This is a genomic window from Enterobacter sp. J49, from assembly GCF_002148625.1.
Classification (GTDB): Bacteria; Pseudomonadota; Gammaproteobacteria; order Enterobacterales; family Enterobacteriaceae; genus Enterobacter; species Enterobacter ludwigii.
Genome location: NZ_MWPY01000015.1, coordinates 1 through 17,236, shown reverse-complemented (window position 1 = coordinate 17,236; position 17,236 = coordinate 1). Strand labels below are relative to the sequence as shown.

Annotated in this window: 15 protein-coding genes; all 15 read left to right on the top strand. The window is 49.8% G+C overall.

Going from position 1 to position 17,236, the window contains the following annotated elements:
* Positions 1-9: 9 nt before the first annotated feature.
* Positions 10-2,709 (top strand): chitinase, encoded by a 2,700-nt coding sequence (locus BJP35_RS01435; RefSeq protein ID WP_047742530.1) that lies wholly within the window; start codon positions 10-12, stop codon positions 2,707-2,709.
* Positions 2,696-3,556, top strand: a complete 861-nt coding sequence (locus tag BJP35_RS01430; protein ID WP_032681311.1) for a hypothetical protein — start codon at positions 2,696-2,698, stop codon at positions 3,554-3,556. Before BJP35_RS01435 ends, BJP35_RS01430 begins: the two co-directional genes overlap by 14 nt.
* A gap of 6 nt (positions 3,557-3,562) precedes the next feature.
* The gene (locus BJP35_RS24550; protein WP_047742533.1) at positions 3,563-4,078 is read left to right on the top strand and encodes a hypothetical protein; all 516 of its coding nucleotides are present in this window, start codon (positions 3,563-3,565) and stop codon (positions 4,076-4,078) included.
* 14 nt (positions 4,079-4,092) lie between these two features.
* On the top strand, positions 4,093-4,284 hold the full coding sequence (locus BJP35_RS24095; RefSeq protein WP_131797432.1) for a hypothetical protein: 192 nt from the start codon (positions 4,093-4,095) through the stop codon (positions 4,282-4,284).
* 152 nt (positions 4,285-4,436) lie between these two features.
* Positions 4,437-4,832, top strand: coding sequence for a lysozyme inhibitor LprI family protein (locus BJP35_RS01420; RefSeq protein ID WP_086462867.1), 396 nt, complete (start codon positions 4,437-4,439; stop codon positions 4,830-4,832).
* A gap of 67 nt (positions 4,833-4,899) precedes the next feature.
* Positions 4,900-5,391 (top strand): hypothetical protein, encoded by a 492-nt coding sequence (locus tag BJP35_RS01415; protein ID WP_052951137.1) that lies wholly within the window; start codon positions 4,900-4,902, stop codon positions 5,389-5,391.
* Positions 5,392-5,705: 314 nt separating this feature from the next.
* Positions 5,706-6,182 carry a hypothetical protein gene (locus BJP35_RS01410; RefSeq protein WP_052951139.1) on the top strand — a complete coding sequence of 159 codons (477 nt, stop codon included), beginning with the start codon at positions 5,706-5,708 and terminating at the stop codon, positions 6,180-6,182.
* 375 nt (positions 6,183-6,557) lie between these two features.
* On the top strand, positions 6,558-6,821 hold the full coding sequence (locus BJP35_RS01405) for a PAAR domain-containing protein (RefSeq protein WP_073970963.1): 264 nt from the start codon (positions 6,558-6,560) through the stop codon (positions 6,819-6,821).
* Positions 6,822-6,823: 2 nt separating this feature from the next.
* Positions 6,824-8,032, top strand: a complete 1,209-nt coding sequence (locus tag BJP35_RS01400) for a hypothetical protein (RefSeq protein WP_047742535.1) — start codon at positions 6,824-6,826, stop codon at positions 8,030-8,032.
* The gene (locus BJP35_RS01395) at positions 8,025-11,396 is read left to right on the top strand and encodes an ImcF-related family protein (RefSeq protein ID WP_047742537.1); all 3,372 of its coding nucleotides are present in this window, start codon (positions 8,025-8,027) and stop codon (positions 11,394-11,396) included. Before BJP35_RS01400 ends, BJP35_RS01395 begins: the two co-directional genes overlap by 8 nt.
* A 400-nt stretch (positions 11,397-11,796) precedes the next feature.
* Positions 11,797-13,404: a type VI secretion system protein TssA gene (gene tssA / locus BJP35_RS01390; RefSeq protein WP_047357187.1), complete on the top strand. Its 1,608-nt coding sequence runs from the start codon at positions 11,797-11,799 to the stop codon at positions 13,402-13,404.
* A gap of 33 nt (positions 13,405-13,437) precedes the next feature.
* Positions 13,438-15,207, top strand: a complete 1,770-nt coding sequence (gene tssF / locus BJP35_RS01385) for a type VI secretion system baseplate subunit TssF (RefSeq protein WP_047742540.1) — start codon at positions 13,438-13,440, stop codon at positions 15,205-15,207.
* Positions 15,171-16,253, top strand: coding sequence for a type VI secretion system baseplate subunit TssG (gene tssG, locus BJP35_RS01380; RefSeq protein WP_032681306.1), 1,083 nt, complete (start codon positions 15,171-15,173; stop codon positions 16,251-16,253). Before tssF ends, tssG begins: the two co-directional genes overlap by 37 nt.
* Positions 16,254-16,288: 35 nt before the next feature.
* Complete coding sequence (tssJ, locus tag BJP35_RS01375; RefSeq protein WP_032681305.1) at positions 16,289-16,813, top strand: type VI secretion system lipoprotein TssJ; 525 nt, start codon at positions 16,289-16,291, stop codon at positions 16,811-16,813.
* A 4-nt stretch (positions 16,814-16,817) separates the two neighbouring features.
* Positions 16,818-17,236, top strand: a 419-nt coding sequence (locus tag BJP35_RS01370; protein ID WP_256971610.1) for a contractile injection system protein, VgrG/Pvc8 family, incomplete at its 3' end; no start/stop codon positions are given.

Genomic DNA, 17,236 nt, shown 5'->3' with positions numbered 1-17,236 from the left:
AGGTTAGTTATGACTGCAAAGATGCCCAAAATCAGCTTTCCCGTGCCCTCAAACAAAAATGGTCATCCCTTTTCCTCTGTGGAAGAGTTGTTATCGATGATCGGAGGGGAAAGCTCAGGATTGTATCTGGTGGGAAGTCAGGGAATGTGGCATGGGGGGATCCATATTACTGATGCCACTATTCCCTGGTGCGCCCTGAGTACTGACAGTGGAGCTGAGAATGAATATTGTCGCGAGCTCTATAAAGGGGAACAATTTATTCGTTGTATGGCGGACGGTGAGATAGTTGCCTGGCGCGTCAGTAAGGACTATGAGAGTGCTGCGATTGAATGGCGCGGTGAAAAATTGTTCCTTTCGACCTCATTTGTGCTGGTGAAACATTATATCCAGCCGGGTGATACAGAAGAGAGCGGACTGACATTTTTCACTCTGTATATGAATCTGGCGCCTTATGCTGCTTATAAACAACAGGGCAGCCTGGCGGACAGAAAAGTGGCTGGCGTTCAGCGCTATTACTCCAGTGCGGAAGATTTGCAGGCAGGGCGCGTAGCCGGAAAACTGGGGAAAGACACCGTAGTCACGCTGAGTGACACTATTGTGACCCGCAGCAGCGACCAGCGTCAGTTTACCGAAGTAACCATTACCCGTGAGACGAAGAATACAGCAGGAGAAACACTTGCCGCAGGCACCCGAATCTGGACGGTATCAGACCAGGGGTATCTGAAAGCAACAGAATCGGTGCCTGTTCCGTCCTGGTGGGCAAAATGTTCTCCGGCTTACACTAATGAGTCAGAAGGTGTTGTGAACTGCACTTCGCGTACAAACTGGGCGTACTATCTGAGCAGTGACGATGTTCTCCAATATAAAAATGCAGGCAGCCTGGTAGCCGATTTTCCGCTTTCATACGAGCCCGGTAATACCGCACAGCAGGTCATCCGTCCAGGTAAGAATCCAGGCGATGCAGCAAGAACATTCAGTCTGGTCACTCTGGGCCGGGATAAGGATAAGTTGAAAAAGGGCGACCGGGTATGGTTAGTATCAGACGGCGACAGTCTGACGCCTGTTGCACCGGCAGCATCCGGTAGTGGACCCGTTTTTAATGATGTGTATGCACCTTCAGAGCCTGTACCGATCAATGCCGGAGACAGTCTCGGGCATATGGGTTTTTATCAGCTACCGGAAGAAAATGGCAAACGCTCGCGCTACCAGGTACATATAGAATGCCTGAGCATGGATGATATGGAGAAATTCATCACCAATCCAGGAAGGGTGGGGGAAGATAATCCGGTTTATCTGACGTGGCAAGCCGATGCACCGTTGTTTGAAAAGGGTGAGCAGGGGATGGTTGCGGGCAGTCGTAAAACAAAGATATCGGGTATTGTTACGCTTGCAAAAGTGCCGGGTGCCGATGCTGAGGGGAACGCACTGACAAATAACCGGGATGCGGCTTATTTTCAGATACGTCAGGAAGGTGGTTGGCTATCTGCCACCAGTGTTCAGAAAGTGTCGCAGTATGCGTTAGGCGAGCTCGGGTTTGTGACGCTGAATAAGGCACCGGAGAGTTTTGACCTGATTGATGGCATAAAACAACCGGATAACGTGGTGAAGGGGATTCTGGAGCAGTTGTATAAAGCGGCACAGGATGAAACCCGGACCACCCACGCACTCAATAAGTACAACTACAAGCGCCTGCTGGAGTTGATTGACAGTAACCAGGATGGGTATTACTCGGAGCAGGAGTACCTTCAGGCGATTCACAATGTTTCCTACCGTGATCATCTGTACCGGGTGATAGCAAAGCATGCCAGTGAATGGTACTACGGCAAGGACGATCAACTATGGAAGACCTATCTGGATACGTTAACCACGGATGCGCCGTTGTGGAAAACATATCTGGAAGCGTTTCTGGATAAAATGACGTGGATGAAAGCAGTGTCGGAAAAGGGTGTGGTGCTGGGGCCGGAAGTCTGGCATATGCATCCAATTGTATTTTTAAACGCTATAAAGAAAGGGAAAACCAAAATTACACGAGAGATGCTCAGGAGAATTTGGTCTGACCGGAGAAATGTTTCTGACTCTGTCCTTGATGTTGTTGCTGAAGAATTTTCAAATAAATTTGATATGTGTAATATTAATACTAAAAATAGACTATATCATTTTTTCGCTCAAATATATCAAGAAGTAGGGCCTGCTTTTAATTTGAATGAGGGTTTTAACTACAGGCCACAAGTGCTTATAGATAAATTCGCATATTATCGTAATCACCCTCAAGATGCTCAAGCGGATGGCTTTATTCCGGGAAGGCAAGCAGCAAATAAACAAAGTATTGCGAACAGGGCATATGGTGGGCGAGAGGGGAATGCTGATATTGCAAGTGGAGATGGATGGCGATATCGTGGAAGAGGAATGAAACAGTTAACCTTCAAGAATAACTATAGATCTTTTACAAATTATCACGAAAGAGTTTGGGGTGAAAGTATTGATTTTGAAACCAATCCAGATTTTTTAGTTGAAACTGTTTATGCGGCAAGGTCTGCTTTGTACTTTTGGGTTCAGAATAATTTATACAGTAGAGCTGATAATGGGGTTGGTAGAGCGGTGTCGGATTCAATAACGCGAATTGTTAATCTTCATGATAATCACTATGTGGATAGACATAATAATTTAATAAGATTTCTGCAAGAGGGTGTTTTTGATGAGATATTTTAAAATATTGGCATTGATATTTGTTTTTTCCACAAAATTATCACATGCAACAGATTTCAAATTATCATCATCTGATCAAGTTGAGGATGTGAAATATTTTTTATTGCAAGTGCAAAATGATAATAAAAGTAAAAAAATAGACGTGGGGCTTGAAGGTAATTCCAATAATGCTGAAATAAAACAATACTATACTTTTTCTTGTCAATGGGGAAAGGCTTATGGAGTCAGATTAAACATGGATTCATCCTCTAATGATGGGCCCTTGTTATTTGATAACATATATGTGCTAGATGGAGAATTAAATATCGTTTTTGCAAAATCCTATAGTCGCATGAGTAAAAAATGGGTTGATCCAGTCAGCTTAAATAGTGCGGTTTGTAAACGTTCAGGCGGTCATTTAAAAAATGATTCGACAACTAAAAAGGACTACATTGTAAACTTCGAAGCTATACAGCAGGGGCCTTTTGTTTTAAAAGGCATTAATGATACAGTGATTAAATATATCAGAGATGATTCTTTAAATCTTATTCGTGAAGATGCGGATGGTGAACGTGTTGTCGATACAATAAAAAACCATGACAACAAGTCGCCTTCGGTTCGCACCGTATTTTTTATGAATATTAGTTCAGAAATGAATGTTATTAGTCTGGTCTCCTGGGGAGGGGGTATAGACGAAGGTGATTATTATAAAATATATGGATATACATATGATGAAACAGGGCATCTACGTTTGAATACTACCTTAGATAAAGATTCTAATTTATCAGGGTGTAATACAAATGAATCTCCATTTAAATATAAAAATGCGAACTCCATAAAAGAATACTTGATTAAAAAATATGGTGCCTAAACTCACGTGATTCACAATGTTTTCTACCGTGACTATCTGTACCGTGTGATTGCGAAGCATGCCAGTGAATGGTACTACGGCAAGGACGATCAACTATGGAAGACCTATCTGGATACGTTAACCACGGATGCGCCGTTGTGGAAAACGTATCTGGAAGCGTTTCTGGATAAAATGACGTGGATGAAGTTTGTGTCGGAGATGGGCGTGGCAGTGGGGCCGGAAGTCTGGCATATGCATCCGGTGGTGCTTTTAGATGCTTTGGGTGAAAGTGAAGACGGAATGGCTCTGAAATGGCTCAAAGTAGATAAGGGACAAGTTACTTTCGATGCTGAAGGTAATGATATTACGGGAAACCGCTACTTCAGCCGCCGAATTCATTGGACTGGAAATGATCTCTCAGGTGTGACCCTTGGTCGAGGGTATGATATGGGGGGAGAAGTAAAGATTCGGTGTATAGTGATATGGTTGCATCAGGAATTGATTCAGATAAAGCCAACAAAATTTCGATGGCCGCAGGTTTGAAAGGAAGTGCTGCAATGAATTTTGTCCTTTCTAATCGAGAGTCTATAGGTGAAATTACCAGGATGCAGCAAAATAAATTATTTGGATTGATATATCCAACCTATGTAGATAGAGCCAAACGGAATTATAAAGATAAAACTCACGGAGCACCTGGCGCTCTGCCATGGGATAGTTTAGAGCAAAAAAATCCAAGACATACTTGTTGATTTTATATATCAGGGTTTTAGTGGTGAAAGACCCATGAGGGCTGGAATGTATAATAGACAGCAGGGGTTAATTTCATATATAGAAAATAATGTAACAATTTCCAGTTACGAGAACGGGCGTCATAGAGCAAATTACTTAAGAGGTCAGTAACATGTCATTAATTAAAATGTTAGTGTGTGGTTTGTCATTGCTGGTATCGGTTTCAGTATTAGCAGACGATGTCTGCTCTGCGAAAAGTGAAACTCAATCTATTGATTCTTGTTATGCAAAATTAAAAAATCACTCTGAAAAACGTCTTAATGATGAGTATTCTGCACTCAGAATAAGAATAGCTGAAAATTATTCAACGGATAAAGATCTGTCAGAACGTTACTCGGCGAAACTATTGTCAGCACAAAGGGGTTGGTTGAAATATAGAGATCAGCAGTGCGCTATGGAGTCACTATTTGCTGACTCAGGATCCCAAGCTAATGCAACGTTAGTAAATAAATGTATTTATCGCATTAATGAGCAACGGATCAAGGAAATGCAATCCTTACCTTATTAAGATTAGCTATGCAAAAAGTCGTGAATAATTTTAAGAAATCACCAGCGGTAAGAGGTTTGTTCATTATATGAAGCGGCATTTCAATGAGAAAATATATAGTATTTTTAGCGGGAGTGCTTTGCTTTTTTTGTCGGCAGGCGCGATGGCAACAAAGCAGAATGTGACTAATATTATCACTTGTTCATTACCTGGAGAGGGAGTCAAAGAAGCTTTATTTTTCATTGATAATGTTACAAAAGAAATAAATTATAATTTTAAAAGAGATGGAAAAGTAGAGCTAAATGTTATTTTTAACGAAGCGAATAAACTAAGGCGCACCAGAGATAACGAAATGGGGGTTACTTATTATGGATTCAAACGCGGTAAATATATTTATGTTATTAATGTAATTGATGGTTCTGAAAATAATGAATATACGATGTCATTTGACATCCTAAAGAATAAACGAATTATTCAATCAAGGGATTGTTTAACTGGTTCATTCAGAAGTGATGACATTGTAAGTGATTATATTGTTGACATTCCTTACGTGAATAAAAATGGGTACTTTTTCCCATGAGTCGCCTTAAATGCTATTTATTTTTTTTGTTGCAGAACTTAATATAAACTCACCCGCCTCAAACCTGTAAGTGTGAGTGTGTTTCAAATGAAATTAAATGACTGGAGGAGTACAAACTAACAAGAAGAATGACCGATTCTACACTCCGTTATAATTCATTAAAGGCTAAATTATGATTTATCGCATATCTATATTTATTGTGTTATTCACCAGTTTTTTTTCCGTAAGCTATGCAGATGTCGTAATCAGTTCTCCAACTGAAGGGAATTTGACTTTTTCACAGAAAAAAATGGTGAACATTATGAGGATAATTCATGGGGCAAAATTTTTTTTCCAATAAAAATTACTCTGCTGATCTCAGTCGGGATGACCGTTTTTACATTGAGGATGGCTCTTCAAAAGTCTCACCCTCAGGAAAATACCTGATTGTTAATAGTGTCTCAGGTGGAACTGTTGAGTTCGGAGATGGAACGTCGAAGTATACAGAAAGGGCTTATTGTAGTGTTATTGATATGAGCAATGGTTGTATTGTAAGTGACTGGGATGGAGAAGCATGCGGATATACCTGGACTGAAGGGAAAGATGTACTGGCCAGTTCTGAAGAAGTTGGTGCTGATATTTTTGATTTCAATACTATGCGGCCTTCAATTATTAAAATGAAAGACAAACTTTCTTCGCTTGATGCCAGAGGCGCAAGTAACTTGCTCCGTTGTGATGCCCCCTCCATAGAAAATATAGATAAATACCAACAATTAGCAAGGGAGAATAAAATTAATAAAAAATTGCATTAGATGCAATATTATCATTTTTGCACACCCGTAAAGAAGAATTATCAATTACTGAAAGGGCAAATTTATTTTCCGCCCCGAACAATAACAGCCAAACTAAAAACTACCTGATCCCAGGTGATAAAATAAAAATCATACAGTACTCATCAGATAGGAAATGGGTGAATGTAGGTTACATTAATCCCAAAAACATACCCCTAATCACTTGGATCAAGTCCGATACTATAGCCAAATGATTTTATAGCAAGGGAGTGACAGCAAAATTATCACCCCTTCGCTTAATCAAAAAGGAATTTCGCATTTTATCATTTGTTCGAGATCAGGCTCACTCAATAATTTCGAAAAATCACATACAACCTAACAATGAGACCTTAAATAATGCTCCAGATTATCCGAATAGGCGATCAAACCACTCACGGTGGTTCAGTCATGACCTGTTCTGCCACAATGATATTTGGCGGGGTTGGCGTGGCGCGTAAAGGTGACATGGTTTCCTGCCCGATACCAGGTCATGGTCTTACAACGATCATAGAAGGTAACCCGGATTACCTTGATAACGGGATCCCTGTAGCCTTTCACGGCCACAAGTGCGGTTGCGGTTGCACATTGATCAGTTCTTTTGTACCAGCTAAGGTTGCCTGAGTATGCCCGTGTTGCTGGATGCTATCCCCGATAAAGCGGCGAAAGTGCCGCGACCCGATACCCGCCGTTGGCTACTGTTCCTGGCATTTGTCATGTCAGGGGGGATTGCGTTAGCGCTCTGGAACTGGACGACGGAGCGAACAGGTTTTATTTTCTGGTTTACCGCGCTGGGATTACCCTTCTGCACATGGGGACTTTTTTTCTCCGTTCGACGGTTCGCATATAAAGCAGGGCAGGTTGGGTCTGAGTCCAGGAATGCGGAACGGGAGAAACTGATTGAACGTGAAACGCGCCGGGGTCAACGCTGCGCGTGGATACTCGGTACTTGCATTCAACATATTTCCGGAAATAAACCAGGGATGCTTAGTAATGCGGTTATGCATCCCACACCGACAACCGGGATATCCACGCCACGTGGAGGTACCGCTGCCGTCAGATATGCAGCCCTCACGGCCTTTCAGACCGACTTAGAGAACGAAATTATTTCCACCGCGTCAACGCTCGTTGCCCATGTACAAAAAATTACCAACACCCTGCCTAAGGATATTCCCTGCTGTGTGATGCTGGACTGCGACGACGATATCCTGGAAACGGTGGAGAAACACCTCAAAAATGAACTCGCTGCAAAAACAGGGCGAGTTTTCAGGCTTCTTGCGGGAAAAGGTCTTGTTGCGTTTGATGCCTGGCTGGATAACCGATGGGAGCATCCGGGCATTCTTGTCGCAGTGACGTTTTCATTGCCAGCGCAGCCTAATGTAAATGACGCTGATGCAATTACTCTTGTGGTGTTCAGCAACCGTAAGGCTATTGGTTATCCAGATGCAGTATGCCTTCATCGTCCTGAAAAGGGCCTTGAACACACGCTGGGAAAAACACTGCAACGGGCAATATTATGGGCTGGGAAAAGTTCTGAAGCACTAAATGCTGGTTGGCATACCGGACCAATCACATCCAGGGGGAGCGCGTGGAATAAAGCCTGCGAAGATAACGGAGTAATGTTCAGCTTGTCAGAAGACAATCGCAGTATTGATCCGACACTGGGATATGCCGGTCGTGCCGCCCCCTGGCTTGCCATAATTCTTGCCTCGGCTGTCTGTAAAGAGAATGGCCCCCAGGTTATCGCCGCACAACCCGCCGCTGACAAAGACGACATCTGGGTAGCGGTCATCACCAAAGAAGAAGTTCGCAAGGGAACGCCCAAAAATGTCTAAGGTAAAAGTAAAAACACTCATCGGCTCCGTTGTGACTGTCGCCTTTTTTCTGACGGTCATCGTGGCATTTCTCTTTTATGCCTTTCCGGAAAATGTCGCCTCGGCCACGGGGTTTGGGCCGTATGACGGGCAACGGATCCTCACGTTCAGTGCCATCCTGGTTGCCGCGATGCTTTTATTCGGCTGGCTGATTGAGAAGGCCTTCGACTTCGCAGGTAAATCGGGGCTGTATTTCCACTGGGGTCAGAAAAAGGCTCAGATGGTCGCCCCGGCAACAGGCACCATTGCGAGCGAAGATGCTGAAGAAGAGCCTGTCTTCAGCGAGGATGCCATATCTGAGCACCTCCGTTTCCGTTATGGCCGTCGCTGGCAGCGTAAAGTGCGAATCCTGCTGGTGATGGGTAATCCGGACGACGTCCAGAAAGCGGCCCCGGGCCTGTCTCATGACCTCTGGCAGGAAGGCGACGGCAACGTGCTGATTTATGGCGGTGATGCGCAGTCACTCCCGGATGAGATCTTCCTTTCAAAACTGAAGCGCCTGCGATCTGGCCAGCCGGTTGATGGCATTATTCAGGTGATGAGTACTTCAGCGCTCCCGACGGATAGCGAACGGGATGCTTTCTTGCGTTGCCGCCAGAAAGCCGATCATCAGCTGGGCTGGCAGGCGCCTGTCTGGCTGTGGCTGACTGACAAAGCCAAAGGTGCTCAGCAGGACGCGGAAACGGCTGCGAAAGGGGTGATATTCGGACCAGAAGGCACTGTAAAAGAGGCGGATAAGGCATTGACTACGCTGTCTCAGCGCCTGCAAAAAGTCGGTATAACACAGATACTGAATAATCCGGCACATAACGGCCTGCTTCAGTTATCTTCCCGTCTTCAACACGAATTGAAAGCCAGTCTGGCTGTTTTACTCAGCGGGCTGATGCAGGGATCTGCGGCCTGGCGTTTACGTGGTGTCATGTTCAGCCCCGAACTGGCCGTTGCCGGAACGGTACCAAATACACGCCTCGACACACCGACCTGGAAAGCCGTCATTGATGACTGTGATGCCGTCAGCGGCAGAAAGCTGGGCTTCGACTGGCTGAAGATGCTGCGGTTAATTCTGCTTTCCCTGATTGTTCTGTGGGGGGCCGGTACACTGCTGTCCCTGATCGTTAACCGTACCCAGATTTATCAGGCACAAGAAACGGCGAGGCAGGCAGCGGATACCGCAAAACCCCTGGCAGAACGCCTGCACAACCAGCTCGTACTCCAGCAAGCCATTGCCCGTCTGCAACACCGTGAGGCGACCGGTGCTCCATGGTATACCCGATTTGGTCTTAATCAGGACAGCGACACGCTGGCCGCACTCTGGCCGCTGTATGCGAAAAATAACGCACAGCTGATAAGGGATGTCACCGCAGATAGTCTCAGGCAGCAGCTGAATGCCTTTGTGCAACTTCCTCCTGCCAGTGATGCCCGAATGCAGGGTACACAGCATACCTACGACGTGCTCAAAAGTTATCTGATGCTGGCCCGTCCGGACAAAGCGGACGCAGGCTGGCTGGCAAAAAACGTGCTGAAAGCCTTACCGAAACGCCAGAATGTGCCGGATGGCACATGGCAGGACCTCGCACCGAAACTGCTGGGCTTTTATGCGCAAAACCTCCCGGCACATCCGGAATGGAAAATTAAGCCTGACGCGGAATTAATCAGCACGATCCGTCAGATCCTGCTCAAGCAGATTGGCCAGCGTAACGCTGAATCCGGGTTGTACCAGGACATGCTGAAGCGGGTTGCCAGCAACTGGCCTGATTTAACGCTTGCCGATATGACAGGCGACACCGATGCCTCAACGGTATTCAGCACTGACGAAGTCGTCCCGGGAATGTTTACACGCCAGGCCTGGGAAGAGCAGGTTCAGGATGCGATTAACGAGGTCGTCAAGACACGCCGTGATGAAATTGACTGGGTACTGACGGATAAGACGCACCAGACAGGGAGCGATATCTCCCCGGAGGCGCTGAAAGCCCGCCTGACTGAACGCTATTTTACCGATTTTGGCAATGCCTGGCTGAACATGGTCAACAGCATTCAGTGGCAGGAAGCCACGTCACTTTCTGAGGCGATTGCCCAGCTCAACCTGATCGGCGATGTCCGTCAGTCGCCGCTGGTGGCACTGATGAACACGCTGGCCTGGCAGGGCAAAACAGGGCAAAAGGGCGAGGCACTGGCCGATTCGATTGTCGATTCGGCGAAAAAGCTGATCGGTCAGAAAAAAAATGCCAGACAGTTTATTGAACAGGCACAGGGCCCAAAAGGGCCGCTCGATGAGGTGTTTGGACCGCTGATGGGGCTGATGGAAGGTAAAGAGGGCACTGGTGCCAACGGTAACCTCAGTTTCCAGTCCTGGCTTGCCCGCGTCACGCAGGTACGCCTGAAACTCCAGCAGGTTACCAGCGCCCCGGATCCGCAGGCCATGTCGCAGATGCTGGCCCAGACAGTATTCCAGGGCAAAGCCATCGATCTGACCGATACCCGCGACTATGGCAGTCTGGTTGCGGCGAGTCTGGGGCAGGAGTGGAATGGATTTGGCCAGTCGTTATTTGTGCAACCGCTTGATCTGGCCTGGCGGCAGGTACTTGCCCCGGCTGCGGGAAGCCTCAATGCCCGCTGGCAGTCGACCATTGTCGAACAGTGGAATAAGTCCTTTGCGGGACGCTATCCGTTTAAAGCCACCGGCAGCGATGCCTCGTTGCCGTTGCTGGCTCAGTTCCTGCGTAGCGACTCGGGTCGAATCACGACCTTCCTGAAAACGAATCTTGGCGGGATCCTCCACCAGGAGGGAAATCGCTGGGTCGTTGACCTTTCCGCAAGTCAGGGGATGGTTGTCAGCCCGGATTTCCTCCGGGCGATTAATCAGTTGGCGGAACTGTCAGATATCGTGTTTTCTCAAGGCGATGCGGGTGTTCACTTCGAACTGATGACGCGTCCTTCACGGGATGTTGCCAGAGTGCAGCTTATCCTCGATGAGCAGAACCTGGATTACTTCAATCAGATGGAAAGCTGGCAAAGCTTCACCTGGCCTGGAAACACTTACTATCCTGGCGTGTCGCTCAGCTGGCGTAGTGTGAACAGCGGCATGCAGCTGTATGCCAGTAACCAGGGCAACTGGGGTTTCATTCGCCTGCTGGACAAGGCTCTCATCACTCCACTTGACGCCAGCCGTACACAACTGGTGTGGATCACCGCCGATGGCAACCCTCTGAAGTTTGTGATGCGTAGCGAGCTCGGTACAGGTCCCCTGGCATTGCTGAAACTTCAGGGATTCACGCTGCCCGACACTATCTTTAGCGTCGCAGCTGGCGGAGAAGAGCGCCAGTAATGATGGGCGGGAAAATTTACCCGGCACTGGCTTTCGCAAAACAGGTTGAAGGCTGGTCTCAGGGTATTTGCAGCAAAGTGAACCGATGGCACGAAACTGAATCCTTATCCCCATGCCAGTTTATGACCTTTCGGTAGTGTCGCGCATGGCTCAGCGACTGGCTGAAGCATAATCCAGCGCCAGGTACACCAGGGGACAGCGCCTCCGCGCCCCATCGGCGCCTTCGTCCCCATGTCAGAAAAGCCCACTTGTGAAGCTACTGGAAGGCCAAACCCACTCAGGGGGAGGAGAAAAGTATGCTGCTGAAATGGAAGCTATCGCAAATCGTCAATGGTAAGGACGACGCTTCTCTGGACGCGGTCGTGAGGTTTATAAAAGAGACAAACAAACGGGAAAAAGAATGAGCTCACCGGAAGAACTGTTAACCGCCTGCGCCACCAGGCAGGAAGAAAGGCAGCGCCTCATCTCGCGGGCAAATGATGCCCTGTCGCTCTGGGATAACTGGCTGCACCCGTTCACCTCCGGGGCAGAAACCGGGGACGATCCCGCATATGATGATAATTTTCAGCTGATGCGTGAGGAGATCAACAAGCTTTCAGGTACCGATTCAGCGTTATTGTGTGAGCTAGCCCAGAAGTGTCTTTGCGAATGCGCCAAAGACATTCGTGTCGTGACCTGGTACGTGCAGGCCCGACTCAGCCGCGACGGTGAAAAGGGGTTGTCCGAAGGCTTACTGCTTCTTGTCGCGATGCTGGCCCGCTACGGGCAGGCATGCCATCCCCGGCGTCCCGTAGCCCGAAAAGCTGCGCTGGAGTGGCTGAACAGTGCAAAAGTGATTGATGCACTGCTGTTATGGCCCGAGGTGGACAGCAATGATGCCGGTCTGACGGCTGGCGTCATCAGCCTGCTTGAATCCACAGTGGCTGACTGGCCGGAAGCCGAGAAACCGTCTTTTGCAGGCCTTTGTACCGCTCTTGAAAACCGTCTGGCACGTTCGGGTGGCATGGAAGCGCTGGTCCCCCAGAACAGCAGTACGCATGAGCACGGGCGTGAACCTGCCCATTCTGATTCTCCGCAGCTGTCAGCCGTGAAATCTGGCCGCGATTTACTCGACCAGGCAAAGTTACTTTCCCGCTGGCTGAGCGAGCAGCCGCAGGGCTGGCTGGCTTCTTATCGACTGATAAAGACCGTGCGGTGGGATACGGTCGATCAGATCCCTCCGCTGGACAGTAGCGGGCGCACCCGCCTGGTACCGCCTAAACCCGAGTATCGAGCTCAGTTGAAGCGCCTTTACCTTCAGAAAAACTGGGTCGAGCTGGTTGAGCAGGCCAGCCAGATGTATTGCGAAGGCGTGAATCATTTCTGGCTCGATCTCCAGTGGTATCTCTGGCAGGGGCTCAGCCATGCGGGTCAGCCCTGGGATACCTGGTCAGACTCCGTCCTCTTCGATCTGCGGTTGCTGCTTAAACGCCTCCCGGGCCTTGAAGGGCTGGCATGGAATGACGGCACTCCCTTTGCCGACGAAGTCACTACTGCCTGGATTGCTGAAAAAGTGAATGAAGAGGGCCTGATGTACGGCGATGAATCCGCTACCGTCGTTAATGGTCAGGCGGACGATGTGCTGCTTCTTGAGTCCGAAGCCATGGAAAAGGGAGACACCGAAGGGCCTGAAGCAGCGCTTGCCTGGCTCCAGTCCCGACCGGGGATGGATACCCCGCGCCATCGCTGGCTGATACGCCTGCTCATGGCCCGGGTGGCAGAGCAGTATGGCCGAAACGATATGGCGCTTCATCTGCTTGGTGAACTCACTACCCGTGCGCCACTGCTGACGCTGGAAGACTGGGAGCCCACTCTGTTATTTGAAGTCCAGGCTCGACGCCTGAAGCTGCTACGCATGAAAGCCGGTCGCAGCGAATCTGATAAAGCCCGTCTGATGCCTGAGATGGATACGCTATTGGCAGGTCTGATCGCCATTGACCCGGCCCGTGCCATGGTGCTCTGTGGCTAATGTTCTCTTTAATAATTTTCAGGAATGCCGTGCATGGATGATTTAACCCTGCGCTATTACGAAGCAGAGATGCGCTACCTGCGAGAAGCCGGTAAAGAGTTTGCCCGGGCTCATCCGGATCGTGCTGCGATGCTTAATCTGGATAAACCCGGCGCCCGCGATCCTTATGTGGAACGCCTGTTCGAAGGCTTTGCTTTCCTGATGGGCCGTCTGCGTGAAAAGCTTGATGACGACCTGCCAGAGCTGACCGAAGGTCTGGTGAGCCTGCTGTGGCCACACTATATGCGGACCATCCCGTCGCTGGCCATCGTCGAGTTCTCGCCTGACTGGCGTAGTCTGCGTCAGGCCGAAATGCTGGCTGAAGGCTTCTCCGTTCTGTCTCGTCCTGTCGGGCCGCACAAAACCGCCTGTCAGTACCGGACGACTCGCGATGTGCCGCTACAACCGCTGCACCTTGCAGATGCCCGCCTCCATACTGAAACCGATGGCCGCTCTGCTATCCGTCTGCGCTTCGAATGCCCTGAAAAAGTGGACTGGAGTAAAGCCGGGATCGACAAAGTCGCCATCTTCCTCAATGCAGAAAGTCCAGTTAGCTATGCGCTGCATCTGGCAATGACCCGTCGTGTTCACGCCATGTATGCCCGTCACGCCGGGACCTACATCGAACGCCATCAGTTCGATGGCTGGTGCAAACCCATGGGCTTTGATGACAATGATGGACTGTGGAAGAAAGTCGATACCGCCTTCAGTGGTTACCAGCTGCTGCTGGAATATTTCAGCTTCCGTCCGAAGTTTATGTTTGTTGAGTTACGTGGACTCGACAGCATCGGGCTTTCTGCCACAAGCACCTGGTTTGAAATCGACATTGTGCTCAGTGAAGCCTGGTCATCCGATCTGCCTTTTGAGACAGAAAACTTCCGTCTGCACTGTGCACCGGTCATTAATCTCTTCACTCTGGAAGCAGACCCGCTGACCCTGGATCCGCTCGATAATGAATATCTGCTCAGGCCGCTGCGTCTTCAGGATGGTCACACCGAGATTTACAGCGTCGATAACATCCACGGTGCGGTGAAGAATGGCAAACACCCCTATGTACCGTTCACCAGTTTCCGCCACCGGGGCGGTATGATGCGCCACGATGCTCCTGAGCGTTACTTCCATACCCGCGTGAAACGCGGCCCCTCTGGTCTGTATGACACCTGGTTAATTCTCGGGGGCCGCTCGTTCGAGCTGGAGCAGTTGTCCGATAAACCAGAATCCCTTTCGATGCGAATAACCGGGACCAACGGGCAGCTTCCGCGTAAGGCGCTGGAAAGCACACTGCTGGACAGGGCCGTGAAAGCAGGCAAAGTGCCCGTCAGGGTACTGAACCTCTCGGCCCCCACCATGCCACTGTATCCCCCGGCAAACGACCGTTTCCACTGGCGGGTGATGAGTCACCTCGGATCAAACTTCCTCAGTATGATGGATAACCCTGAAGTCCTGCGGGGGACGCTGGCGCTCTATGACTGGACTGACGATGAAATGAACCGCCGTCGGCTTGAAGCAATCGTCTCCGTGAAGCACACCCTGATCCGCCGTTTTGAGAAGGGCTTTATGCTCCGGGGCGTGGACATTGAGGTCACGCTGAATATGGATAATTTTGCAGGCGAGGGTGATGTGAATCTCTTCGGGGAGATGCTGCACCGGTTCTTCGCGCTCTATGCCGATATTCACCTCTTTAATCAGCTCACGCTGGTTCTGCAACCGACAGGGAAACGACTGAGATGGCGCGAGAATCACAGCCAGCACGTACCGGGCTGACGCTGGCCCTTAACAAAGATATCTGGCGGGCCAATTTCTATCGTTTCTGCCAACTGCTGGAGCAGGAAAATCCGGACGCCCCGAAACTGGGTACCACCAGCCATCCGGGCGACGATCCGGTGCGTTTCAGGCCCTGGCCTGGTATGGGTTTTCCGGTCAGTACCCTGAAAGCGGTTGAAACCGATGAAGACCATCCGGAATTGCCGCCGACCGTCCGCACCACATTCCTCGGCATGTATGGCGTGGATTCGCCTTTGCCGACGTCCTACCTGGACGACATTGCGCAGCGCCGTGAAGGACACGAGGCGATCACCTCATTTCTGGATATTTTCAGCCACCGGATCACCACGCAATATTACCGGATCTGGCGAAAATACGCCTATCCGGCGACCTTTGAGGCAGGTGGCCGCGATGCCATATCACAGTGTCTGCTGGGGCTGGTCGGCCTTGGTATACCGGGCACGGCTGAGCAGGTGGCAACGCCGGTTTCACGCTTCCTGGCCCTGCTGGGCACCATGCGATTACCCACCCGCAATACTGAAGGCATCCGGGCTCTGGTGAGCCTGCTGGCACCGAATACCCGGACAATTATCACCGAACCCGATCCGGTTAAGGTGCATATCGATAACCGTAGCGGGCTGGGTATCGGGAACCAGATCCGTCTTTCGCAGCGAGCCACGCTGGGTAAAACCGCAAAAGAAGCATGCAGCCGGGTCCTGGTGTCACTGGAGACAGCGGATCCTGACGAGGCGGAAGGCTGGTTACCCGGTGGTGTCCTTCATACCGATTTGATGGTCCTGCTGCGTGTCTACCTCGGCTATCGCAGTGACGCCCGAGTGCGCCTCACCGTGCCTGTGCGATTGCTCCCTGAGCCTCGTCTGGGCAAGGGCAGGCGTATACAGCTGGGCAGAACCGGTTTACTGGGTCTGAAGGAAGGCAAACTCAATACGCCACGGGAAAGTCTGACCGTCAATCTGGGTTGCTATGAAGGGCTTCACTATTCGGTACTGCAACCCGCAGAAGACGGACATTACCGCTTCGACTAATCACGTATTCCCTCTCTCAATAAAGGAACTTTTGAATGGCAACAGTAACCCGCTGGTGGGCGCTGACGCTTATTGCCTGTGGTCTGCTCGCAGGCTGCGGTCTGACGCAGACCGTCACGGACGGTACGGTCAGCATCACGAAATCCATCTTCTATAAGAAAATTAAAACGCTGCATCTGGATTTTACCCCACGCACGGCCATTAACGCCGATGCCGCACAGACGCCGCTGGCAACAATGGTGCGGGTTTATCTCCTCAGGGATCGGAAAGCGGTTGATGCCGCCGATTACCAGACGCTGCTGCGCAATGCCGATACGGTACTTAAGGACGATGTTCTGGCATCAAAAGAGCTGCTGGTGATGCCCAACGGCAGCGTTTCTCTGAATATGCCCATGGATGAAGAAGCACAGTTCGTGGCGGTGGTGGGATTGTTCAATCGTCCCGATCAGAAAAACAACCGCTGGCGTCTGGTACTGACCCGTGACGACCTCGATCCGGACAAACCCCGGACCATCGAGTTGGGTGACGGCTGGCTCAGCCTCGAGCCGGTAAAGGAGTGACATAATGGATAACTGGCTTGCGCTTTTTGACGGGCAGACTCGCTATTTTCTGGATATCAACGACAGCCAGGTAAAACCGGATGTTCTGCGATTTCGGGGCAGGGAAGCACTGAGCGAACCGTTCAAATGGGATATTGAGTTCACGACCCAACAGGCGAATATCCCCCCTGAACAGGTCCTGATGAAATATGCCTCTTTCCGGATGCGGAGCGGTAAAAATGTCCACGGCATTATCACCCGCCTGGAATGGCTTTCCACTTCAAAGGATCAGTCCCATTACCGTCTTACGCTCAGTGCCCGCCTGGCGCTCCTGGGATACACCCGGCAGTGTGCGGTATATCAGAACCAGTCCGTTCCTGAGGTGGTGGAGCAGGTGCTGCGCAAACACGGGCTGGAGGGACCTGATTTTGAGTTCAGACTGGA